23 protein-coding genes and 1 tRNA gene are annotated in these 21931 nt (G+C 72.8%); 13 read left to right on the top strand and 11 right to left on the bottom strand.

The features are described from left to right. Window positions 1-3: 3 nt before the first annotated feature. The 3 genes from glpK (at window position 4) to ACL02R_RS06295 (ending at window position 4539) form a co-directional block, all read left to right on the top strand. Window positions 4-1536 carry a glycerol kinase GlpK gene (gene glpK / locus ACL02R_RS06305; RefSeq protein WP_412795855.1) on the top strand — a complete coding sequence of 511 codons (1533 nt, stop codon included), beginning with the start codon at window positions 4-6 and terminating at the stop codon, window positions 1534-1536. A gap of 4 nt (window positions 1537-1540) precedes the next feature. Then, the gene (locus ACL02R_RS06300) at window positions 1541-3169 is read left to right on the top strand and encodes an FAD-dependent oxidoreductase (protein WP_412795854.1); all 1629 of its coding nucleotides are present in this window, start codon (window positions 1541-1543) and stop codon (window positions 3167-3169) included. 389 nt (window positions 3170-3558) lie between these two features. Then, the gene (locus ACL02R_RS06295; RefSeq protein ID WP_362968002.1) at window positions 3559-4539 is read left to right on the top strand and encodes a PAC2 family protein; all 981 of its coding nucleotides are present in this window, start codon (window positions 3559-3561) and stop codon (window positions 4537-4539) included. Between the two features lie 75 nt (window positions 4540-4614). Here the strand turns inward: ACL02R_RS06295 and mshC are convergent, their stop codons facing one another. The 5 genes from mshC to ACL02R_RS06270 all read right to left on the bottom strand — a co-directional run bounded on the left by mshC (window position 4615) and on the right by ACL02R_RS06270 (window position 9186). Then, window positions 4615-5844, bottom strand: coding sequence for a cysteine--1-D-myo-inosityl 2-amino-2-deoxy-alpha-D-glucopyranoside ligase (mshC, locus tag ACL02R_RS06290; protein ID WP_412795853.1), 1230 nt, complete (start codon window positions 5842-5844; stop codon window positions 4615-4617). A 68-nt stretch (window positions 5845-5912) separates the two neighbouring features. Next, entirely contained in the window at window positions 5913-6791 is an 879-nt protein-coding gene (locus ACL02R_RS06285; RefSeq protein ID WP_412795852.1) for an SCO1664 family protein, read from the bottom strand. Beyond that, window positions 6752-7345, bottom strand: a complete 594-nt coding sequence (locus ACL02R_RS06280) for a DUF3090 domain-containing protein (protein WP_362967998.1) — start codon at window positions 7343-7345, stop codon at window positions 6752-6754. The genes ACL02R_RS06285 and ACL02R_RS06280 overlap by 40 nt, the downstream gene beginning before the upstream one ends. A gap of 65 nt (window positions 7346-7410) precedes the next feature. Beyond that, window positions 7411-8103, bottom strand: a complete 693-nt coding sequence (locus tag ACL02R_RS06275; RefSeq protein ID WP_412795851.1) for an MSMEG_4193 family putative phosphomutase — start codon at window positions 8101-8103, stop codon at window positions 7411-7413. A gap of 33 nt (window positions 8104-8136) precedes the next feature. Beyond that, window positions 8137-9186 (bottom strand): LLM class F420-dependent oxidoreductase, encoded by a 1050-nt coding sequence (locus ACL02R_RS06270; RefSeq protein WP_412795850.1) that lies wholly within the window; start codon window positions 9184-9186, stop codon window positions 8137-8139. Between the two features lie 86 nt (window positions 9187-9272). Between ACL02R_RS06270 and ACL02R_RS06265 the strand changes: the two genes are divergently transcribed. Then, on the top strand, window positions 9273-10259 hold the full coding sequence (locus ACL02R_RS06265) for an aldo/keto reductase (RefSeq protein ID WP_412795849.1): 987 nt from the start codon (window positions 9273-9275) through the stop codon (window positions 10257-10259). Then, entirely contained in the window at window positions 10244-12193 is a 1950-nt protein-coding gene (locus ACL02R_RS06260) for an ATP-binding domain-containing protein (protein ID WP_412795955.1), read from the top strand. Before ACL02R_RS06265 ends, ACL02R_RS06260 begins: the two co-directional genes overlap by 16 nt. Before the next feature lie 207 nt (window positions 12194-12400). Here ACL02R_RS06260 and ACL02R_RS06255 read toward each other — a convergent pair whose 3' ends face one another. Next, on the bottom strand, window positions 12401-13066 hold the full coding sequence (locus tag ACL02R_RS06255; RefSeq protein ID WP_412795848.1) for a hypothetical protein: 666 nt from the start codon (window positions 13064-13066) through the stop codon (window positions 12401-12403). A gap of 47 nt (window positions 13067-13113) precedes the next feature. On the opposite strand from ACL02R_RS06255, the gene ACL02R_RS06250 reads away from it, so the two are divergent. Continuing rightward, complete coding sequence (locus tag ACL02R_RS06250; RefSeq protein ID WP_110945908.1) at window positions 13114-13302, top strand: DUF5703 family protein; 189 nt, start codon at window positions 13114-13116, stop codon at window positions 13300-13302. A gap of 171 nt (window positions 13303-13473) precedes the next feature. Here ACL02R_RS06250 and ACL02R_RS06245 read toward each other — a convergent pair whose 3' ends face one another. The 3 genes from ACL02R_RS06245 to ACL02R_RS06235 all read right to left on the bottom strand — a co-directional run bounded on the left by ACL02R_RS06245 (window position 13474) and on the right by ACL02R_RS06235 (window position 16176). Next, window positions 13474-14253 carry a chaplin gene (locus ACL02R_RS06245; protein WP_412795847.1) on the bottom strand — a complete coding sequence of 260 codons (780 nt, stop codon included), beginning with the start codon at window positions 14251-14253 and terminating at the stop codon, window positions 13474-13476. A 148-nt stretch (window positions 14254-14401) separates the two neighbouring features. Continuing rightward, the gene (locus tag ACL02R_RS06240; RefSeq protein WP_412795846.1) at window positions 14402-14635 is read right to left on the bottom strand and encodes a chaplin; all 234 of its coding nucleotides are present in this window, start codon (window positions 14633-14635) and stop codon (window positions 14402-14404) included. A gap of 197 nt (window positions 14636-14832) precedes the next feature. Continuing rightward, entirely contained in the window at window positions 14833-16176 is a 1344-nt protein-coding gene (locus tag ACL02R_RS06235; RefSeq protein ID WP_412795845.1) for a M20/M25/M40 family metallo-hydrolase, read from the bottom strand. 632 nt (window positions 16177-16808) lie between these two features. Between ACL02R_RS06235 and ACL02R_RS06230 the strand changes: the two genes are divergently transcribed. The 6 genes from ACL02R_RS06230 (at window position 16809) to ACL02R_RS06205 (ending at window position 19694) form a co-directional block, all read left to right on the top strand. Continuing rightward, window positions 16809-16896, top strand: a tRNA-Leu gene (locus tag ACL02R_RS06230). A 431-nt stretch (window positions 16897-17327) separates the two neighbouring features. Beyond that, entirely contained in the window at window positions 17328-17879 is a 552-nt protein-coding gene (locus ACL02R_RS06225) for a hypothetical protein (protein WP_412795844.1), read from the top strand. A 72-nt stretch (window positions 17880-17951) separates the two neighbouring features. Further along, window positions 17952-18437 (top strand): winged helix-turn-helix domain-containing protein, encoded by a 486-nt coding sequence (locus tag ACL02R_RS06220; RefSeq protein WP_412795843.1) that lies wholly within the window; start codon window positions 17952-17954, stop codon window positions 18435-18437. Between the two features lie 50 nt (window positions 18438-18487). Further along, window positions 18488-19018 carry a transposase gene (locus ACL02R_RS06215; protein WP_412795842.1) on the top strand — a complete coding sequence of 177 codons (531 nt, stop codon included), beginning with the start codon at window positions 18488-18490 and terminating at the stop codon, window positions 19016-19018. A 131-nt stretch (window positions 19019-19149) separates the two neighbouring features. Beyond that, window positions 19150-19440: a hypothetical protein gene (locus tag ACL02R_RS06210; protein WP_412795841.1), complete on the top strand. Its 291-nt coding sequence runs from the start codon at window positions 19150-19152 to the stop codon at window positions 19438-19440. Then, complete coding sequence (locus tag ACL02R_RS06205) at window positions 19440-19694, top strand: type II toxin-antitoxin system RelE family toxin (protein ID WP_412795840.1); 255 nt, start codon at window positions 19440-19442, stop codon at window positions 19692-19694. The genes ACL02R_RS06210 and ACL02R_RS06205 overlap by 1 nt, the downstream gene beginning before the upstream one ends. A 70-nt stretch (window positions 19695-19764) precedes the next feature. On the opposite strand, the gene ACL02R_RS06200 is transcribed toward ACL02R_RS06205, so the two are convergent. Both ACL02R_RS06200 and ACL02R_RS06195 read right to left on the bottom strand, forming a co-directional pair. Further along, a complete protein-coding gene (locus ACL02R_RS06200; protein WP_412795839.1) occupies window positions 19765-20751 on the bottom strand; it encodes a hypothetical protein in 987 nt (328 codons plus the stop codon). A gap of 223 nt (window positions 20752-20974) precedes the next feature. Next, entirely contained in the window at window positions 20975-21103 is a 129-nt protein-coding gene (locus tag ACL02R_RS06195; protein WP_412795838.1) for a hypothetical protein, read from the bottom strand. A gap of 215 nt (window positions 21104-21318) precedes the next feature. On the opposite strand from ACL02R_RS06195, the gene ACL02R_RS06190 reads away from it, so the two are divergent. Continuing rightward, on the top strand, window positions 21319-21882 hold the full coding sequence (locus ACL02R_RS06190) for a hypothetical protein (protein ID WP_412795837.1): 564 nt from the start codon (window positions 21319-21321) through the stop codon (window positions 21880-21882). The last annotated feature ends 49 nt before the right edge of the window (window positions 21883-21931 follow it).

The raw sequence follows: 21931 nt of genomic DNA, 5'->3' as shown, positions 1-21931 counted from the left end.
CTCATGTCGGACACATCGACCACCGGCCAGCGCGAGTACATCGCGGCCATCGACCAGGGCACGACGTCAAGCCGCTGCATCGTCTTCGACCACGGCGGGAACATCGTGGCCATCGAGCAGAAGGAGCACGAGCAGTTCCTGCCCAAGCCAGGCTGGGTCGAGCACGACGCCGCCGAGATCTGGACCAACGTGCAGGAGGTGCTCGCCGGAGCGCTCACCAAGGCGAAGATCTCCAAGGAGAACGTCAAGGCGATCGGCATCACCAACCAGCGCGAGACCACCATGCTGTGGGACAAGGCGACCGGTGAGCCCGTGCACCACGCGATCGTCTGGCAGGACACCCGCACCGACGCGCTCTGCAAGGAGCTGGGCCGCAACGTCGGCCAGGACCGCTTCCGCCGCCAGACCGGCCTGCCGCTGGCGTCGTACTTCGCCGGGCCCAAGATCCGCTGGCTGCTGGACAACGTCGAGGGCCTCCAGGAGCGCGCCGAACGCGGCGAGCTGCTGTTCGGCACCATGGACTCCTGGGTGATCTGGAACCTCACGGGCGGCCCCGACGGCGGCGTGCACGTCACGGACGTCACCAACGCGTCCCGCACCCTGCTGATGGACCTGCGGACGCTCCAGTGGGACGAGAAGATCTGCAACTCCATCGGCGTCCCGATGTCCCTGCTGCCCGAGATCCGCTCCTCGTCCGAGGTGTACGGGACGGCCAAGGGCGGCGTCCTGGACGGCGTGCCGGTCGCCTCGGCGCTCGGCGACCAGCAGGCCGCGCTGTTCGGCCAGACCTGCTTCTCGGTCGGCGAGGGCAAGTCGACCTACGGCACCGGAACGTTCCTGCTGATGAACACCGGCACCGACATCATCAACTCGTACGCCGGCCTGGTGACGACCGTCGGCTACCGCATCGGCGACCAGCCGGCCGTCTTCGCGCTGGAGGGCTCGATCGCCGTCACCGGCTCACTCGTCCAGTGGATGCGCGACCAGCTCGGCCTGATCAGCAGCGCGCCGGAGATCGAGGAGCTGGCGCGCTCGGTCGACGACAACGGCGGCGCGTACGTCGTGCCCGCGTTCTCCGGCCTGTTCGCGCCGTACTGGCAGTCCGACGCCCGGGGCGTGATCGCGGGCCTCACCCGGTACGTGACGAAGGCCCACATCGCGCGCGCCGTGCTGGAGGCGACGGCCTGGCAGACCCGCGAGATCGTGGACGCGATGCGCAAGGACTCGGGCACCGAGCTGACCACCCTCAAGGTGGACGGCGGCATGACGGCGAACAACCTGCTCATGCAGAACATCTCCGACTTCCTCGACGTCCCCGTGGTCCGCCCCGTGGTGGCGGAGACGACCTGCCTGGGCGCCGCGTACGCCGCCGGGCTCGCCGTCGGCTTCTGGGAGAACATCGAGGACCTGCGGGACAACTGGAGCCAGGACGCCGAGTGGACCCCGCAGATGGACGCCGGGGAGCGCGACAAGCAGTACAAGTACTGGCTCAAGGCCGTGCAGCGCACCATGGGCTGGCTGGAAGGAGAGAGCTGATCGTATGAACAACCCGCACCCGACCGCAGAGTCGGCCACCGCCACCCTGACCGCCCCGGGCCCGTCCGACACGGCCGCCCGCGACCGGGCCGAACGCCGGGCCCACACCCGTGACCGCCTCTCCTCGACGACCTGGGACCTGCTCGTCGTGGGGGGCGGCATCCTCGGCACCTCGGTGGCCTGGCACGCCGCGCAGTCGGGTCTGCGGGTGGCGATGGTGGACGCCGGCGACTTCGCCGGCGCCACCTCGTCCGCCTCCTCCAAGCTCGTCCACGGCGGCCTGCGCTACCTCCAGACCGGCGCGGTCCGGCTGGTCGCCGAGAACCACCACGAGCGGCGCATCCTCTCCCGCGACGTCGCCCCCCACCTCGTCAACCCCCTCACCTTCCACCTCCCCGTCTACAAGGGCGGCCCGCACGGCGCGGCCAAGCTCGGCGCGGGCGTCTTCGCCTACTCCGCGCTGTCCGCGTTCGGCGACGGCGTCGGCCGGGTCATCTCCCCCGCCGCCGCGGCGGCCGCCAACCCGGCGCTGCGCACCGAGGGCCTGAAGGCCGTCGCCGTCTACGGCGACCACCAGATGAACGACTCCCGCGTCGCCGTCATGACCGTGCGGGCCGCGGTCGGGGCGGGCGCCGAAGTCCTCAACCACGCGCAGGTCACCGGGCTGCGCTTCACCCGGGGCCGCGTCACGGGCGCCGAGCTGCGCGACGGGCTCGACGGCGCCGAGTTCGGCGTCGACGCGCGCCTCGTCCTCAACGCGACCGGCCCCTGGGTGGACCACCTGCGCGGCATGGAGGACCCGGACGCCGCGCCGAGCATCCGGCTGTCGAAGGGCGCGCACCTGGTGCTGCGCCGCACCGTCCCCTGGCGCGCCGCGCTGGCGACGCCCGTGGACAAGTACCGCGTCACGTTCGCCCTGCCCTGGGAGGACCAGCTGCTGCTGGGCACGACCGACGAGCAGTACGAGGGCGACCCGGGCGAAGTGGCGCCCACCGAGGCCGACATCGCGCAGATCCTCGACGAGGCGGCGCTGTCGGTACGGTCCGAGCACCTGGACTGTTCCCTCATCACCTACGCGTACGCCGGGCTGCGCGTGCTGCCCGGCGGTCCCGGCGGCGTCGAGTCGGCGCGGCGCGAGACCGTGGTCACCGAGGGACGCGGCGGCATGCTGTCCGTCGCGGGCGGCAAGTGGACGACGTACCGGCACATCGGCAGGACCGTGCTGGAGAAGCTGGCCACCCTGCCGGGCAGCCCGGTCGCCGAGGACATGGCGCCCGTCTCCGGCCTGGTGCGCCACGCCCCGCTGCCGGGTGTCGCCAACCCGGACGCCGTCGCGCACCGGCTGCTGGCCGACCCGCCGCCGTCCGGCATCGACGAGCACACGGCGCGCCACCTGGCCACGCACTACGGGTCGCTGGCGTTCGATGTCGTGCAGCTCGTCCGCGAGGACCCGGTGCTCGGCGCGCGCGTGCACCCGGACGGGCCCGACATCTGGGCGCAGGTCGTCTACGCGCGTGACCGCGAGTGGGCGGACACGGTGGACGACGTGCTGCGCCGCCGCCTGACGCTGGTGGTGCGCGGTCTGGACACGGAGGAGGTGCGGGCGCGCGTCGCCGGGGTGCTGGGCGGCTGAGCGGCGGCGGGCCGACGGCGTTCCCCCGCGCGTTCCCCCTGGGCCTGTCCGGCGGATCCTGGCGCGGGCTCGCGGCTCCCCCGGCCTGGCGGCTGGGGGAGCCTCCGGATGCGGTGCATCGCGAGGCGCCGGATCGCAGCTCGTACCCGGCAGTGTCCGCGCGATGCGGCAGGGCAGCGGGGTTCTCCCAGGCCCCGGAGGCCAGGGAGGTGCCCCCATGCCCGCGTCGTGAGACAGGCAGGGTCCGCCGGACAGGCCCAGGCCCCGCCGGGGCCCAGGCGTACGAGGACTGCGGGCTGGGAACGGTCACGCCGTAGGCTGGGGCCGCACGAAGACATCGTCAGCCGGGGTGGGGCGCCCGTTCCGCACCGGCCGGGAGGAGGCGCTGGGTGATCGAGCTCGAAGGGGTTCCCGAGCTGGTTGACCCGGTCATGGTGGCCGCGTTCGAAGGATGGAACGACGCGGGTGACGCCGCGTCGGCCGCGGTCGCGCACCTGGAGCGCGAGTGGAAGGGCGAGGTGTTCGCGGCGCTGGACGCCGAGGACTACTACGACTTCCAGGTCAACCGGCCGCACATCTGGCTGGACGCCGGAGTCCGCCGCATCACCTGGCCGACGACCCGCCTGTCCGTGGTGCGGATCGGGTCGGAGAACGGGCCGGTCAAGCGCCGCGACCTGGTGCTGGTACGCGGCATCGAGCCGAGCATGCGGTGGCGCTCGTTCTGCAACGAGATCCTCGGTTTCGCGCACGAGCTCGGCGTCGAGATGGTCGTCGTCCTCGGCGCGCTGCTGGGCGACACCCCGCACACGCGTCCGGTTCCGGTGACGAGCGTGACGTCCGACGAGGACCTGGCGCGCACCCTCGACCTGGAGGAGTCGCGGTACGAGGGCCCGACCGGCATCGTCGGCATCCTCCAGGAGGCGTGCACCCACGCCGGGGTCCCGGCCGTCACGCTGTGGGCCGCCGTGCCGCACTACGTCGCCCAGCCGCCGAACCCCAAGGCCTCCCTCGCCCTGCTGCACGCGCTGGAGGACCTTCTCGGGCTCGGCATGCCCCTGGGCGACCTGCCCGAGGACGCCCGCGCCTGGCAGATCGGCGTGGACCAGCTGGCCGCCGAGGACAGCGAGGTCGCCGAGTACGTGAAATCGCTGGAGGAGGCGCGGGACACGGCGGAGCTGCCGGAGGCGAGCGGCGAGGCGATCGCCAAGGAGTTCGAACGCTACCTGCGCCGCCGCGACGGGCAGCCGCCCGGCGGCGAGTCCGGCACATACCTGCGGGACCCGGGCAGCCGGGGCGGCAGGCGCGGCAGGCGCCCCGCCGAGGGCGGCGGCGAGCCGGAGCGGCAGGAGCCGGGCGAACCGGAGGAGTGAGAGACACGCGGCGGAGGGCCGGACCCCGAGCACCCGGGCGGGTGCCGGCCCTCCGCCGTGCGGGGTGCGCCGGTGTCAGACCGCGACGCCCAGCAGCGCGTCCACCGCCCGGCTCACGACACCGGGGGCGCCGGTGTCCGTGCCGCCGTCCGCCTCCTGCGCCGCCGCCCAGCGGTCGACGGCGGCCAGCGCCGCCGGGGCATCCAGGTCGTCGGCGAGCGCGGCCCGCACCTCCGCCACCAGCCCGTCGGCCGGGGGGCCGTCGGGCCGCGAGACGGCCGCGCGCCAGCGGGCGAGGCGGCGCACGGCGCTCTCCAGCACCTCGTCGGTCCACTCCCAGTCGGAGCGGTAGTGGTGCGCGAGCAGCGCCAGCCGGATGGCGGCCGGGTCCACGCCCGCCGCGCGGAGCTTCGAGACGAGGACGAGGTTGCCCTTCGACTTGGACATCTTCTCGCCCTCGTACGCCACCATCCCGGCGTGCACGTAGCTCGCCGCGAACGGCTGCTCACCGGTGAGGACCTGCGCGTGGGAGGCGCCCATCTCGTGGTGCGGGAAGACCAGGTCGGAGCCGCCGCCCTGGACGTCGAAGCCCATGCCGAGGTGGTCGAGCGCGATGGAGACGCACTCGATGTGCCAGCCGGGGCGCCCGGGGCCGAGGCTCGCACCGTCCCAGGAGGGCTCGCCGGGGCGTGCCGCGCGCCACAGCAGCGGGTCGAGCGCGTTCTTCTTGCCCGGCCGGTCGGGGTCGCCGCCGCGCTCGGCCGACAGGGCGCGCATCACGGAGGCGTCGTAGTGGGAGACGCCGCCGAAGTCCCGGTCGGCGTCCACGGAGAAGTACGTGTCGCCCTCGACGTCGTACGCCGCGCCGAGTGCGCGCAGCCGCTCGATGACGGGCACGATGCGCGGTATGGACTCGACGGCGCCCACGTACGCCTCGGGGGGCAGGTTGCGCAGGGCGGTCATGTCCTCGCGGAAGAGCGCCGTCTCGCGCTCCGCGAGCGCCGTCCAGTCCTCGCCGGTGGCGGCGGCGCGCTCCAGCAGCGGGTCGTCGATGTCGGTGACGTTCTGGACGTACCTGACCTGGCGTTTCGTGTCCAGCCACAGCCGCTGGACGAGGTCGAACGCGGTGTAGGTGGCCGCGTGTCCCATGTGCGTGGCGTCGTACGGGGTGATGCCGCAGACGTAGATACGGGCGACCGGGCCGGGCGTCAGGGTCACCCGGCCGCCGGTCGCGGTGTCGTGGATCGACAGTTCAGGGCTCTGACCGGGCAGAACGGGGACTGTGGAGGGAGGCCAGGCATGCATGCGCCCGAGCCTAACCGGCGAGGCGGGCACCGCACGACACGGCGTGCCCGCCGGGCCGGGGGCGCGGGTCAGACCAGGGGCCAGGGGATGGCGGGCCACTCGCCGCTCGGCAGGGGGTGGCGGCCGTCCCGCACGAGGGCGGCGGTCCTGGCGCGGAGGGCGGCGATCTCGTCGCCGGTGAGCAGTTCGCGCAGGCGCGCGGTGAGGGGGGCGTCTTCGGCGAGGGCGGCGGCGAGGCCGCGCAGGGCGGCCAGGACGGCGTCGGGCAGCGGTTCGCCGGCCCAGCCCCACAGGAGGGTGCGGAGCTTGTTGTCGGTGTGGAAGGTGACGCCGTGGTCGATGCCGTGCAGCGCGCCGCCGGCGGTGGGGAGGAGGTGGCCGCCCTTGCGGTCGCCGTTGTTGATGACGGCGTCGAGGGCGGCGACGCGGCGGAGGCGTTCGTCGTCGAGGTGGACGAGCAGGGCGGTGCCGTCGGGGCCGTCGTCGTCCAGCTGGACGAGACCGACCGCCCTCCAGCCGGGCGGCGGCTCCTCGGTGTCCACGAGGGCGAGCAGGTCGCCCGGCCCGGGGACGTCCTCCGGCTCCCCGGCGTCCTCGGCGTCCGGCAGCGGGCCGATCCAGCGCTGGCACATCCCGACGCCGAACGGCCCGTCGCGCAGCACGGTGGTGGGCACGATGTCCCAGCCGAGCGCGCGGCAGACCTCGTACGCGGCGACCTCGCGCTGCGCCAGGTTCCCGTCCGGGAAGTCCCACAGGGGCCGCTCGCCCCGCACCGGTTTGTAGACGCACGGCACGAGGTGCCCGTCCAGCTCGGCGACGGCGTAGAGCACCGCGTTGGAGGCGTCGGTGATGCGCCCGCGCACGGTCAGCCCGCCCCGGGCCAGCGTGGCGTGCGTGTCCGCGCCGGTCACGCCCGGCTGCGGCGGTATCCGTTCTGGCGCGGACATACGTGTCCCTCCGGGTCGAGCGGCAGGCTGCACAGGGGGCACGGCGGGCGGCCCGCGTTGACGACCTCAAGGGCCCGTTTGGCGAACGCGCGGGCCATGGTGCCGCTGAGGCGCACCCGCAGCATCGGCGGGCCGTTCTCGTCGTCGCGCAGCAGCCGCTCCTCGGCCTCGGCGAACTCCTCCTCGGTCTCCACCTCCAGCTCGACGAGGGCCTGCGCCTCCACGATCATCCGCTCGTTGTCGCTGTCCCAGGCGAGGGCCATCGTGCCGACGCGGAACTCCTCCTCGACCGGGGTCTCCAGGGGGCCCGTGTCGGCGAGTTCGGAGGGGGCGACGGCGGGGACGGTGGTGTTGCCGCCGGATCTGCGGACGACCTCGTCCAGCAGTTCGTCGATGCGCTCGGCGAGCGCCTCCACCTGCGCCTTCTCCAGGGCGACGCTGGTGGTGCGGCCCGCCGCCGTGGCCTGCAGGAAGAAGGTACGGCGGCCAGGCAGCCCGACCGTCCCGGCGACAAAGCGGTCGGGCGGGTCGTAGAGGAACACCTGACGGGACACGCACTGCTCCTGGTGTCGGTTGCGTGGGGACAAGGGAACCCTACTGCGCTTCGCGATCACCGTGGTCAGGCGCCACCGCCCACCGGGGTCTCGGTGGCCTCGGCGGTGTCGCGTTCCGCCGCTTCCGTCCGGGGGACGAACTCGGCGAGGTCGCCCGTATCGCCGAAACGCAGGAGCAGCGGCGGGATTCCATACCGGATCGCGGTGACGGACGCCGGGTGCGGGGCCAGCCGCTGGAAGAGGTCGAGGTGGAGTCCGAGCGCGTCGGCGGTGATCGCCTTGATGTTGTCGCCGTGGGTGCACATCAGCCAGACCGCGTCGGGGCCGTGCTCCGCCGCGACGCGGGCGTCCCAGTCGCGGGCGGCGTCGGCGACCCGCGCCTGCATGGCGCGCATCGACTCGCCGCCGGGGAACGTGACGGCGGACGGCTGGACGCGGACGGTGGCCATCAGCGGCTCGTCGGCGAGATCCCGGAGCGCGCGGTTGGTCCACTCCCCGTAGTCGCACTCGGTGACCCGCTCCTCCACGTGGACGGGCAGGCCGGGGCGTTCCGCCAGGAGCGGCGCCAAAGTCTCGGCGCAGCGCTGGAGGGGGCTGTGGACGGCGGCGGCCAGGGGGATGCCGGACAGGCGCGCGGGCAGCGCGGCGGCCTGGGAGGTCCCGTACTCGTCGAGGCTGACGCCGGGCGCGCGGCCGGCGAGCAGGCCGGAGGAGTTGGCGGTGGTCCGGCCGTGGCGCAGGAGCAGCAGAGTGGGCATGGCGTCAGCCTAGGCCGCCGCGGCGGCGGGGGGTCAGGCGAGCCCCGCGCGTTCCAGTGCCTCGACGCCCGCGCGCAGCCCGGCGAGGCGTTCGTCGAGCGTGAGGCCGGCGGGGGCGAGGGAGAGGGTGGTGACGCCCGCGTCGGCGTAGGCGCGCATGCGGTCGGCGATGCGCTCGACGGGGCCGATGAGGGTGGTCGCGTCGATCAGGCTGCGGGGTACGGCCGCGGCGGCGCCGTCGCGGTCGCCGGCCAGGTAGCGGTCCTGGATCTCGGCGGCCTCGCGCTCGTAGCCCATGCGGCGGGCGAGGCGGTTGTAGAAGTTCTGCTCGCGGCTGCCCATGCCGCCGACATACAGGGCTGTGTAGGGGCGGAAGTGGTCGGCGAGGGTGTCGAGGTCGTCGCCGACGGCGAGGGGCACGGTCGGGACGACGTCGAAGCCGTCGAGCGTGCCGCCCACCGCCGCGCGGCCCTCCCTGAGGTGACGGAGCGTCGTCTCCTCGGCGTGCTCGGGGGCGAAGAAGATGAGGAGGGCGCCGTCGGCGATCTCGCCGGTCTGGGCGAGGTTCTTCGGGCCGATGGCGGCGATGTACACCGGGATGCGGGGGCGGACGGGGTGGACGGTCAGCTTGATGGGCTTGCCGGGGCCGTCCGGGAGGGGCAGCGTCCAGTGGTCGCCCCGGTGGGTCAGCCGTTCGCGGGACAGGGCGGTGCGGACGATGTCCACGTACTCGCGGGTGCGGGCGAGCGGGCGGTCGAACCGTACGCCGTACCAGCCCTCGGACACCTGCGGGCCCGAGACGCCGAGGCCGAGGCGGAAGCGGCCGCCGGAGAGGGCGTCGAGGGTCGCGGCGGTCATGGCCGTCATGGCGGGGGCGCGGGCGGGGATCTGGAGGATTCCGGCGCCGACGTCGATGCGGCGGGTCTGCGCGGCGACCCAGGCGAGGACGGTCGGGGCGTCCGAGCCGTACGCCTCGGCGGCCCAGCAGACCGCGTAGCCGAGCCTGTCCGCCTCGCGGGCGACCTCCAGGTTGTCCGCGTCGAGGCCCGCGCCCCAGTAGCCGAGATTCACACCGAGCCGCATGTCCGCTCCTCCTGCCGCCGCTTACCGACGGGTAACCCGCCGCTCCCGGCGACTGTAACGCCTGGCCGCAAGTACGCTCAACGCCCATGGAACTCAGGCACCTGGGCCGCACCGGCCTGCGCGTCTCCCGGCTCGGCCTCGGCACGCTCACCTGGGGCAGGGATGTCGGGGAGCAGGACGCGGCGGAGCTGCTGAAGGCGTTCTGGGAGGCGGGCGGCACACTGGTGGACACCGCCGACGTGTACGGCGACGGGGGCGCGGAGGTGCTGCTGGGGCGGCTCGTCGGCTCGCTGGTGCCGCGCCGGGACGTGGTGCTCGCGACGAAGGCGGGCAGCGTGCCGGACCCGTACCGCAGGGTGGACGGCTCGCGCGGCCATCTGCTGGCGGCGCTGGACGCGTCGCTGGAACGGCTGGGCACGGACCACGTGGACCTGTGGCAGGTGCACGCCTTCGATCCGGCGACGCCGCTGGAGGAGACGCTGCATGCCGTGGACATCGCGGTGAGCAGCGGCAGGGCCCGTTACGCGGGGGTCGCCGACTTCAGCGGCTGGCAGCTCGCGAAAGCGGCGGCGTGGCAGCTGGCGGGGCAGGGCGCGAGGACCCGTCTCGCGAGCACGCAGATGGAGTACTCGCTGGTGCAGCGGGGCGTGGAGCGCGAGGTGCTGCCCGGCGCGCTCGACCTCGGCGTGGGGCTGCTGCCGTCGTCGCCGCTGGGCCGTGGCGTGCTGACGGGCAAGTACCGGAACGGGGCGCGCCCGGCGGGTTCGCGGGGCGCGTCGGAGCGGCTGGCCGGGTTCGTCGCGCCGTACCTGGACGACGCGGCGGCCAGGATCGTGGACGCGGTGACGATAGCGGCGGACGGGCTCGCGGTGACGCCCGCCCAGGTGGCGCTCGTGTGGGTGCGGGACCGGCCGGGGGTGGCGGCTCCGCTGCTCGGGGCGCGGACGGCACGGCAGCTCGACGAGGCGTTGTCAGTGGAGGACCTTACGCTTCCCGAGGAGATCAGCCGGGCCCTGGACGACGTCTCGGCCCCGGTGCACCACTATCCCGACCACGACTGGAGCACGCTGTGACCGCGGACAACGCATCGCCACCGCCTCCGGAGGACGCCGCGGCCAGACTGCGGGCCGCGGTGAAGGCCGTGGAGAGCGGCGAGCGGCCCGCCTCGTCGTTCTTCGCCGAACCGGCGCGCCCGGCGCGGCCCGCCACGCCCGTTCCGCCGGGGCCCCGCGCGCGCCCGGCGCGTACGGCGGCGCCCGTGCCCGTGCCGGAAGGGCTGCCCGCGCTGCTCGCGGCGGGGGGCGCGCCCGAGGCGCTGGCGGGCGCGGTGGCCACGGCGCTCGGCGAGGGCGCGGAGCGGGAGCTGCGGGACGATCCGTGGCGCCTGCTGGCCGTGCCCGGCGTGCGGCCCGAGGCGGCGGACGGCTTCGCGCGGGCGACGCTCGGCGCGGAGGCGGGTCCTGGCGACGAGCGGCGGACGCGGGCGCTGGCGGTGTGGCTGCTGGAGCGCGCCGCCCTCGCCGGGCACACCGCCGTGGCGGTTGACGACATCGCGAAGGGGCTCGCCGGGCAGGCGGTGCCGGAACCGGACGAGGCGGTGCGTGACGCGGTGGAGTCCGGCGCCGTCCTCGTCTTCAGGGACGCGGTGGAGGCCCCTGCGGGCGGCGGCCGGGCGGCGGGGGACGACGAGGAGGCCGCGCCCGTGCGGCTGTTGCTCGGCCTCGACCGGTACGCGCTGGCGGAGGAGAGCCTCGCGGACGGCCTGTCGCGGCTGCGCGGCACGTTCGAGCCGGTCACGGACGAGGCGGCGGCGGCCTGGGAGGCGGCGGCGGGCCGCGCGCCCTCGCCGTCGGCCGCGGCGCTGCTGCGCGCGGCGGCCGGGCACGCCGTGGTCGTCCACACCGGCGGCGCGGCGGCGCGTGCGGAACCGGCCACGCTGCTGGCGGCGGCGCGGTCGCTGGGCCTGCGTGCCTGCGCCGCGGCCCACAGCCGGGACGGGCGGCGCGCCCTCGCCGCGCTGCTGCCGGACGACGAGGCGGACGCCGCCGTGACCGTGGCCGGTCTGCTGGCGGGCGAGGAGGGGCCTGGGCGCGACGCCGAGGGCATGCTGCCGCTCGACCTGCTGGCCGTCCTGGACGCCGGACAGTTGCCGGCCGAGGCGGCGGCCTCGCTGGTGGAGGCGCTGCCCGACGGCGCGCGGCTCGTCCTCAGCGGCGATCCCGCGCTGCTGGGCGCGGCCGGTCCCGGGCAGGTCCTCGCGGACGTGCTGGGCGCGGACTTCGGCCCGCACGTCGCGTCGCGGACGCCGGACGAGGGGCCGGTCGGCGAGCTGGTGTCCGGCGTGGGCGTGGGAGAGCTGCTCCAGCCGGAGGCGCCGGGGCGCGAGGTCGTCATCGTGCCGGTGCGCGACCCGGGCGAGGCCGTGCACCGCGCGGTCCAGCTCGTCGCCGACTCGATCCCCCGCGCGTTCGGGCGGTCGGGGGCGGAGGTCCAGGTCGTCACGCCGGGGCACGCGGGCCCGGTGGGCACCCGGGCGCTCAACACGGCGCTGAAGGAACGGCTCAACCCCGGCCCTGGCAGGTTCGGCGGCTTCGACCCGGGCGACCGCGTGGCCCACTCCCCCGCGCCCGGCCGCGTCCGGCCCGCGACGGTCACCGGCGCGGACGCGCAGGGGCTGTGGCTGGAGGACGCGGACGGCAGGTTCGTGGTGCCGGTGGACGAGGTCGGCGAGACGGTCAGGCACGGCTGGGCGCTCACCGCGCACCAGGCGGCGGGCAGCAGGTGGCCGGCGGCCGTCGTGGTGCTGCCGGGGGACGCGGACGGGATCATGGACCGCTCGTGGGTGTACACCGCGTTCAGCCGCGCCGCGCAGCACCTCTCGGTCGTACAGGGCAGCGGTCCCGGACTGGCGGCGGCCGTCGCGGGGCCGCCCGCGCCCCCCAGGGAGACGCGGCTGCGGACGCTGCTGCGCGAGCAGCTCGCCGCCTCGGCCCCCGCCGCCACCTGACGCGGAGGGCCGCCGGTCAGCGGCCGGGTCACGTACGGATACGGCTACGGGCGGGGCCGCGGCGCGGTGGCTCGGAGCGGTGCCGCGGCGTACCGCGTGGCTCGACCGCGAGGACCGCGCCCGCGTGGTGGCGGATCGCGGGCTCCCCGGCTCCACCGCGGGCGAGCACCGCCCGTCCTCCGCCGTGCGCCCCGCAGGGGTACGCGGTCAGTCCTCGGATTCCAGGTCGTCGTCCTCCTCGAACGCCTCGCTGATGTCGAAGCGGCAGACGACCCGTTCCGGGTCCACGGAGTCGAACGGCGCGGACAGCCACTCCCCCGGCTCGGCCGGCTCGTCGCCGACCGTCACCCAGAGCGTCGCGTCGCCCTCCTCCAGGCCGAACTCCTTGTGACGGCCGGCGATCTCGTCCGGGTCGAACTCGCCGAACAGCACGCCGAGCGCCGTCTGCACGCTCCGGCCGCCCGGCTCGTCGGCGTCCGGGCCGCCCGCGAGGGCGCTGTCCGGGTCGAGTTCGGCGATCCGCTGCGCCTGGGCGAGCAGCCGCCTCGGCTCCACCAGGGTGTAGTCCCGGCGGATGAAGACGCTCAGGGCCTCCGGCTCGTCGGGCCCGTCGTACGCGGCGCCGCCGTCCGTCTCCGGGACCTCGAAGGGGGTGACCTCGTCATAGACGTCGTACAGCAGCTCGTCGTACGCCTCGCCCGCGGCGGCCATCTCGTTGAACGCGGCGAACACGGCGGCGTCGGCCGCCTCCGTGTCCGTGTCGGGTCCGGCGGCCCGGCGTTCGACGGCGGCGAGGTGCCGGTCGATCGCCTCTTTGAGCGCGTCGGCGGCGGCACGGACTTCGGCAGCGGTCGGCTGCACAGCATCAGACATGGTGCAGACGGTATCGGCATCCAGGGCGTGCGCGCACAATGGTTGCGATGCCGGAATACGAGTTTCGCGATGTGTACGTCCCGCGGGGTGTCTCCCGTGCCGCCGCCACGCGCCTGCTGACCGACCACGCCGAATACGGTCACTGGGAGCTGGCCCGACTCCGCCTGTACCCCGACGGCAGCCGCCGCGTGCGGCTGCGCCGCAGGATCATCCGTCAGTTGCGCCCCACATGGTGACGAGTGGGCCCCATGACGGACGGGGCCCACTCGTATATACGCGCTGACCGGCCGGTGGACGGCGGTCACCGTGCGTGTGCGCCAGGAGGCGTCGGCACGGTGGCGCCGTCATCGTGGCACGGTCGCCGGCCGGTGACCGGCGCGCGGCTGCCGGTGCGTGGGGTTACCGGTTCAGCCGCGGTGCGCCGCGCGGGAGCGGCGGTAGAGCAGCGTGCCGCCGAGCAGCAGGCCCGCGCCCATCGACAGGGCCGCGCCCATCGGGACGTCGCTGCCGGTCTCCGCCAGCTCGCCGCCGGCGGGCTCGGCACCGGCCTGCGGGCCGGTGGTGTCGGGGGTGGTGCCGCCCGGAGTCTCCGGGGTCTCGCTGCCGGGCTCCTCGGGGGTGCCGGGCTCGCCGGGCTCACCCGGTTCGCCGGGCTCTCCCGGCTCGTTCGGCTCCTCCGGCTCGCCGGGCTCGTTCGGCTCCTCGGGCTCCCCCGGTTCGCCGGGCTCTTCCGGCTCCCCCGGGCGCTCGATGTCGGCGTCGTTGGCGCAGCCGTTGCCGAAGGCGCCGTTGCCGATGCCGATGACCGAGACGCTGTTGCCGCAGGCGTTGACCGGTACGTCGACCGGGACCTGGACATCGTTGCCGGACGCGACGCCGGGCGAGCCGACGGCCGCGCCGCTCGCCTGCGAGCCGCCGTCACCGCCGCCGGGACCCTCGTCGCCGCCGTTGTTCACGCAGTTGTTGCCGAACGCGGGGTTGAGGATGCCGACGACGTTCACGGTGTTGCCGCAGATGTTCACCGGCACGTCGACCGGGACCTGGACGTTGTTGCCCGACGCGACGCCGGGCGACCCGGCCGCGAGACCGGCGGCATCGGAGTCCGCGAAGGCGGCTCCGCCCGAGAGCGCGAAGACGCCGCCGAAGGCGGCGGCGGAGAGCAGGCCCTTCTTCGTGACCTGACGCATGGTGGTGTTCCCCTGCCTTGATCTTCATGGGTCGCGGGGTGGGGGGCTGAGGGCTCCCGCGCCCGAGGTCAAGCCTGGCGGCCCCGGAACGCACGGTGCGCGCTCCGAGGCCGCCGGCTCTACGCCCTCATGGGATGGGGCGCGGCAGTCAGCCGTTGACGCAGGTGTTGCCGAAGGCGGGGTTCAGGAGACCGATCACGGAAATGGTGTTGCCACACACGTTGACCGGCACGTGGACGGGAACCTGGACAACGTTGCCCGACAGGACACCGGGCGACCCGACGGCGGCACCGGCCGCCTCGGAGTCGGCGGTGGCGAGCCCCGCGCCCGCGAGCATCAGACCGCTGGCAGCTGCCGCGACGGCGACGACCTTCTTGATCATTATTCCTCCTTGTGACAATGCGGCCCCAGCCGGGGACTGCACTCGTCGTAACGAGGGGGCGTGATCGGGGGCACGAGGCGCGGGGCTCTTTCACCCAGCTGGGTGGATCGGGAACAGGGGTGCGATTTTCTTAAGAGATTTTCTTCTGAGAAACCGTCACATCGTTCGGTGCCGGCCTGGACCGGCTCGGCACCGGGTCAGCACTGCTCGATGAAACGGTCCAGCACACGGGCGCCGAACTTCAGCCCGTCAACGGGCACCCGTTCGTCCACCCCGTGGAACATCCCCGCGAAATCCAGCTCGGGCGGCAGCTGGAGCGGCGCGAAGCCGAAGTTCCTGATGCCGAGCCGGGAGAAGGACTTCGCGTCGGTGCCACCCGACAGCATGTAAGGGACGGCGCGCGCGATCGGGTCCTCGGCGCGCAGCGACGACTGCATCGCGGCGACCAGCGCGCCGTCGAACTCCGTCTCCACCGCCCGGTCGTAGTGCACGCGCTCCCGCTTGACGCGCGGCCCGAGGACACGGTCGAGGTCCGCCTCGAACTCCTCCTCGAAACCGGGCAGGAAGCGGCCGTCCACATGCGCCGTGGCCTGGCCCGGGATGACGTTCACCTTGTATCCGGCGCCGAGCTGCGTGGGGGCGGCCGTGTTGCTCAGAGTGGCCCCGATCAGCTTGGCGATGCCGCCGAGCTTGGCGAGGGTCTCGTCCATGTCCTCGGGGTCCAGCTCGGTGCCGAGCGCGTCGGACAGCTCGTCGAGGAAGGAGCGGACGGTCTTGGTGACGCGGACCGGGAAGCGGTGCCGGCCGAGGCGGGCGACCGCTTCGCACAGCTCCGTGATCGCGTTGTCCTTGTTGGTCATCGAGCCGTGCCCGGCTGTGCCGTCCACGGTGAGGCGCATCCAGTTGATGCCCTTCTCCGCCGTCTCGACGAGGTAGAGGCGCAGCTTCTCGTTCACGGTGAAGGAGAAGCCGCCGACCTCGCTGATCGCCTCGCTGACGCCCTCGAAGAGGCCGGGGTGGTTGTCCACGAGGTACCGGGCGCCGTGCACGCCGCCCGCCTCCTCGTCGGCGAGGAAGGCGACCACGATGTCGCGCGGCGGCCTGCGCCCGCTGCGCAGCCGGTCGCGGATGACGGCGAGCGTCATCGCGTCCATGTCCTTCATGTCCACGGCGCCGCGGCCCCAGACGCAGCCGTCGGCGATCTCGCCGGAGAAGGGGTCGTACGTCCAGTCCGCCGCGTTGGCGGGGACGACGTCGGTGTGGCCGTGGATGAGCAGGGCGGGCCGCGACGGGTCGGCGCCCTCGATCCGGGCGACGGTCGAGGCGCGGCCCGGGTGGGACTCGAAGATCTGCGGTTCGAGGCCGACCTCGGCGAGCTGTTCGGCGACGAACTCGGCGGCGGCGCGTTCGCCGGGGCCCGAGTGGTCGCCGTAGTTGCTGGTGTCGATGCGGATCAGGTCACGGCACAGGTCGACGGCCTCCTGCTCGCCGCGCGCGCTGATCCGGGAATCCTCCGGTGGGGTCGGGTCTGTCTGGCTCACGCTGCCTCCTGCTGCGATGGTTCAGCCCCATCCTAGGAGCGCTCGAACTGTGGACCGGATGAGTCATCGGCGGACAAAAGCCACAGCGCAGTGGGGCCCTGATGACGCCGGCGCAGCTCGCGCAGCGCGGCGCTTCCGGCCGCCCCGGACGCGGAACGGCCCCGCGCGGCGGCTCTCCGAGGAGGGGAACGCGCGGTGGGGATGAACGCGGTGCCGACCGAGCCGGCGGACCGGCGCGGCATGCGGCCGTGGATCGAACACACCCGCCGTTCGTGCCACGCGCGGGAGCGTGGCTGAGGCGCTGGGGCGGCCGTTCCCTGCCCGGCCGGTGGGGACGGGGGCAGGCGCCGTTGCAGCCCCGGGGTCCGTCGCGTCGCGGTTTCCACCGAAGCCGGGCACGAAGGCGAAGCAGAGGAACGGCGCCCCGTTGCGCACGCTGCCCGCCCACATGACGCCGACGCCCTTGCGTCCCTCCCGGGGGATCGCGGTACCGGAGCGCGCACCCGCCGGGCTGCCTGCGCTGTCGTACCGCGGGCGTGCGGTCCCCGGCCGCCGGGCACGGGCGTGAAAGGCACCGCCGGATCTTGGTAGGGTGTGTGTCACCCGCCGGGAAACCCGGCAGGCGCACACTCGTCCGGGTGGCGGAATGGCAGACGCGCTAGCTTGAGGTGCTAGTGCCCGTTTAAGGGCGTGGGGGTTCAAGTCCCCCCTCGGACACCACCAGAGACCCCAGGTGACCTGGGGTTTTTCTGTTGTCGGGGGCCGTCGTGACCAGCGGCGTGACCAGCCCGAAAACGATCTTGCTCGTCAGGCGACCGCGGCGAGCTTGATCCGGCTGGAGCTGGCGGCGGCCGGCTTCCGAGCCCCCTCCTCGCGGCGCTTGCCGTACCGGCTCTTGGTGTAGCCGGGTGAGTGGTGTCGGACCTTCGCTGATACTTCGACGGGATTCGCCCCGCAGTCCAAGTCGTTGGACCCGGAAGCCATCGGGGAGCCCTAGCCGCTTGCGCAAGGTGCGCCAGCGGCCGGAGACCTTCTCCGGGTCCTGCGGACCGCCCCGAGCGAATAGCCGCACTCGGTAGAGTCTTCGGCCTAGGCCAAGCAGAAACAGACGCGCTGTTCATCGCAGTAGGTTTTCGCTCAGGGATCTGCGGGTGCTCGTCGGCCGCATCCCCGACCCCGCGATGGTCACTGACGCGTTTCGGAACATTTATGCCAGCAACCTGCGGTTCGACGCATGGCTGCCCATTGCGGGGAAGCGGAAGTACGGGGGCAACCTGTTGAAGTGGTTGGTCCACGCCCCCGAGGCAAAGTCGGTGTTCCGGGGCGAATGGGTGGGACGCGTCAGAGCCATGGTCGAGTCGATGCGGATCACGCGCCTGATCGTGGCCGACCCTCGCCCGGCAGAGGCGTTGGTCGCCGACCTGCGCGAGCAGCCCGACTTGCGCCAGCGCTGGGACTCCTACCCCGCATCCGAGCTGGCGCCCGACCGCACGCAGATGCACCTCGCTATCACCGGCCGCCAAGGCACGCCCGGCCTGATCCATGTCCTGCGTCCCGTCACGGCGGCCGGCCTCCGGCTGGTGGTGATCACGCCGCCCCCCGACCTGCCCCTGCGCACCCCCGCGGCCCAGGCCGGGTCACCTCGCCAGAGCGTTCCCTCCCAGCGCCGAGTCGTACGATCCGCTCAACAGGTGCGCAGGTGAGTCGTTACTGAGGATGAACTCGTGGAGTCGTAGGGGCTGACGGTTGGTGCCGGGGTGGGGTATCACGGGAAGATGCGGTATCCACAGGGTGGCGGGTTGACCGCCGAACGGCAGTACAGGCGCGAGGAGTTACGGCTCCAGGCGGGAGATCGGTTCGCCCGGGGCGAGGGCAGTACGTCGATCGCAAGGGACCTGCGGGTCAGCGTCCGCTCGGTGCAGCGATGGCGCCATGCGTGGGCCGAGGGCGGTCCGCAGTCTTTGCGGTCCCAGGGTCCGGCGTCGCTGCCGAGGCTGAGCGAGAAGCAGTTCGCGCAGTTGGAGGCGGAGCTGGCGAAAGGGCCTGCTGCACATGGCTGGGAGGACCAGCGCTGGACGCTGTCCCGGGTCAAGACCGTGATCGGTCGGCGTTTCCACCTGACCTACACCATCCAGGGAGTGCGGAAGCTACTGGTCCGTAACGGGTGGTCCTGCCAGGTCCCGGCCCGGCGCGCGATGGAACGCGACGACGATGCGGTGGCCGGGTGGGTCAAGGAGGTCTGGCCCAGCGCGGAAGGCTAGCGGCGGCCCGTGGAGCCTGGCTGGTCTTCGAGGACGAAGCCGGCTTCTCCATGACGCCGCCGCAGGCGAAGACGTGGTCACGGCGTGGCCGGACCCCGGTGGTGCGCGTTCGCGGCCGGTCCCGCCGTCGGATATCCATCGTAGCGTTAACCTGCTACAGACCTGGCCACCGATCGAGGCTGATCTACCGGCCCCGCCGGGACGACGGCCGACGCGACGGACGCAAGAGCTTCTCCTGGCAGGACTACCGAGACCTGCTCACCGCTGCCCACCAGCAGCTCGGCGGCCCGATCGTGCTCGTCTGGGACAATCTCAATGTCCACAAAGCCGCTGGTCTGCGGGAGTTCGCCGAAGTGCGGGACTGGCTGACCATTTACTATCTGCCGCCCTACGCGCCCGATCTCAACCCCGTGGAAGGGATCTGGTCCCTCCTGCGGCGCGGCTGGCTCTCCAACGTCGCCTTCAGCACTCCCGAACACCTCGTGCAGACCGTCCGGCGCGGCCTACGGCACATCCAGTACCGCAACCACCTCATCGACGGCTGCCTCGCCGAGACCGGCCTGACCATCAAACCAACCTGAGCAACGACACGACATCACGAGTTCATCCTCAGTAGTCCGCAGTAGCGGAACGCCCAGTTGCCCACACGCGTCACCTGCGCCACCGCATCCGGGAGCGATTCGCGCCTCTCGCCAGTGGATACGATTGATACGTGGATGAATACGCACCGCTGGAAGGGCTGAGAAAGCTAGGACCGTGGGAAGTCATGTCCATTCCAGATGCCCAGAGACAGTTGATGCCTCTGGCGCGCCGGATCGCGGAATCACGTGACGACATCGCGCTTGTGGACACCGAGGACAGGATCATCGCACTGGTGATCAACCCCTCGGTGCTTGAAGACCTCGAAGACGAGCTGGCCGCCACGCGCGCTGAGCTACGCAAGCTGCGAGGTGAACGAGGGATTCCTCACGAAGAAGTCCTCAAGGAAATGCGACGCGACTGATGAGCACCATCGAGTGGGACCCTAAGGCCAAGAAGAGCCTCGCACGCTTAGCCAAGCAGGACCCGGGGGGCACGGATCAAGTATTGGACAGCATCAACCTTCTGGCCCGGAATCCCCGGCCGGCCGGGGCACAACCGTACGGTGCGAGCCTTCTGCGTATGCGTGTTGGCTTCTATCGGGTGGTCTACGAGATCGTCCGCGAGAAGCCTTTGATCATCTCCATCGAGCACGTCGGCAGGAGCCGCACGCCCTGACGTTCCTCAGCCCGATGGAAGAAGCCGCCCCACCTTGCGCTCTGCGGGGTGGGGCTGCGTCTCCGACCGTTCAGGAAGCTAGCTTCGTGAGGATGTCAGCGTTGGCCGCGGTGTCGTGGCCGAGGGTGACGGTGTGGTGGGGAAGGTGGGCGAGCAGCTCCGTGGCGGCTTCACGGCTGTTCGCGTGGCCGCCGCCGTCCACGCCTCCGGCCAGACCGAAGACATCCGGGTAGCGGTCTTCGGTCGCGCCGGTCATGAAGTCCTGCTCTTCCAGGGCGCGGCAGTTCTCTCCAAGCGTCGGTGCGGCGCCGGGGGCGACCCGGGGGAACAGCAGGTGGGCGGCGCGGCCCGTGGTGGCCAGTTCGACGCCGAGCCAGGTCGGGAACTGATCGGGGAAGACCTGGGCCTTCAGCTCCCGCCTGCCCTGCCACAGCGGTTCGCGGCGTCCGGCCAGCAGGGCGTCCGTCACCCGCTGGTCCTGCGTGGGGTGAAGCGCTTCTCCGGCTTCGAGATGGCGCCGCACCACGTCGGACCAGCCGAAGGCGTCGAGCAGGCCGAGGCCGAGCGCGGCAGCCGAAGGCCAGGGCAGCACCCGCACGCCGCCCGTGCCGTCCGGGCGGACGAAGACACGGTCGTTGGCTAGCAGCTTCCAGCCGTGCGTGGCGAGGGTGAGGGCGGTGGTGGTCTTGCCCGCCCCCTTTCCACCGAAGGACAGCACCACCCGGCCGTCACGTTCGACAGCCGAGGCGTGGAGTACGGTCCAGCCGTCGCGGAGCAGAACACCACGTACGGCTTCGCGGACGAGGCGGGCGGCAGCGGTAGCGACCTCCCTGGGATCGGTACCGTAGATGCTCAGTCGTCCGGCGTGGGTCTCGGAGCGGTAGGCCAACGAGGTGCTGGGGGTGACGGCGGTGATGACGCCCTCGGCCTGGTCCCGGGCGACGAGCATGGGCGTGCGGGCGTACTCGACCGTCGTGTGGTCGGCGTCCGATACCTCGGTGGCGAGGTCCACGTACCGTTCGGAATCGACCTCGGCCGCCAAGAGGGGTGCGGTCATCGGGCCTTTGATGGGGACGGTCTCGGCGGCCCACCACGGCTGGACGTACCGGGCGCACCAGTCGGTGACTGACTCAGTGTGCGATACGACGGTCGCCGCAGCGTCGGCGGTGCTCAGTCGGACAGCGTGCATCAGGGAGTTGCCCTCTCGGTTGTAGTGCGGAGGCTGTTGTCGGGGGCCGTCGTGACCAGCGGCGTGACCAGCCCGAAAACGATCTTGCTCGTCAGGCGACCGCGGCGAGCTTGATCCGGCTGGAGCTGGCGGCGGCCAGCTTCCGAGCCCCCTCCTCGCGGCGCTTGCCGTACCGGCTCTCGGTGTAGCCGGGTGAGTGGTGTCGGACCTTCGCTGACACTTCGACGGGATTCGCCCCGCAGTCCAAGTCGTTGGACCCGGAAGCCATCGGGGAGCCCCAGCCGCTTGCGCAAGGTGCGCCAGCGGCCGGAGACCTTCTCCGGGTCCTGCGGACCGCCCCGAGCGAATAGCCGCACTCGGTAGAGTCCTCGGCCTAGGCCAAGCAGAAACAGACGCGCTGTTCATCGCAGTAGGTCTTCGCTCAGGGATCTGCGGGTGCTCGTCGGCCGCATCCCCGACCCCACGATGGTCACTGACGCGTTTCGGAACATTTATGCCAGCAACCCGCGGTTCGACGCATGGCTGCCCATTGCGGGGAAGCGGAAGTACGGGGGCAACCTGTTGAAGTGGTTGGTCCACGCCCCCGAGGCAAAGTCGGTGTTCCGGGGCGAATGGGTGGGACGCGTCAGAGCCATGGTCGAGTCGATGCGGATCACGCGCCTGATCGTGGCCGACCCTCGCCCGGCAGAGGCGTTGGTCGCCGACCTGCGCGAGCAGCCCGACTTGCGCCAGCGCTGGGACTCCTACCCCGCATCCGAGCTGGCGCCCGACCGCACGCAGATGCACCTCGCTATCACCGGCCGCCAAGGCACGCCCGGCCTGATCCACGTCCTGCGTCCCGTCACGGCGGCCAGCCTCCGGCTGGTGGTGATCACGCCGCCCCCGACCTGCCCCTGCGCACCCCCGCGGCCCAGGCCGGGTCACCTCGCCAGGGCGCCGATGGCAGAGGTACCTCGCAACGTCGCATCGCACGATCTGCCCAGCAGCTTCCGCGGGTGAATTGCTGACACACGCCAGGATGGTGTCGCCAGTTGTTCCTGGGGCCTGC

It is taken from the genome of Streptomyces sp. MS19, assembly GCF_047200595.1.
GTDB lineage: Bacteria > Actinomycetota > Actinomycetes > Streptomycetales > Streptomycetaceae > Streptomyces.
This window is presented reverse-complemented; position numbering and strand designations above follow the sequence as displayed.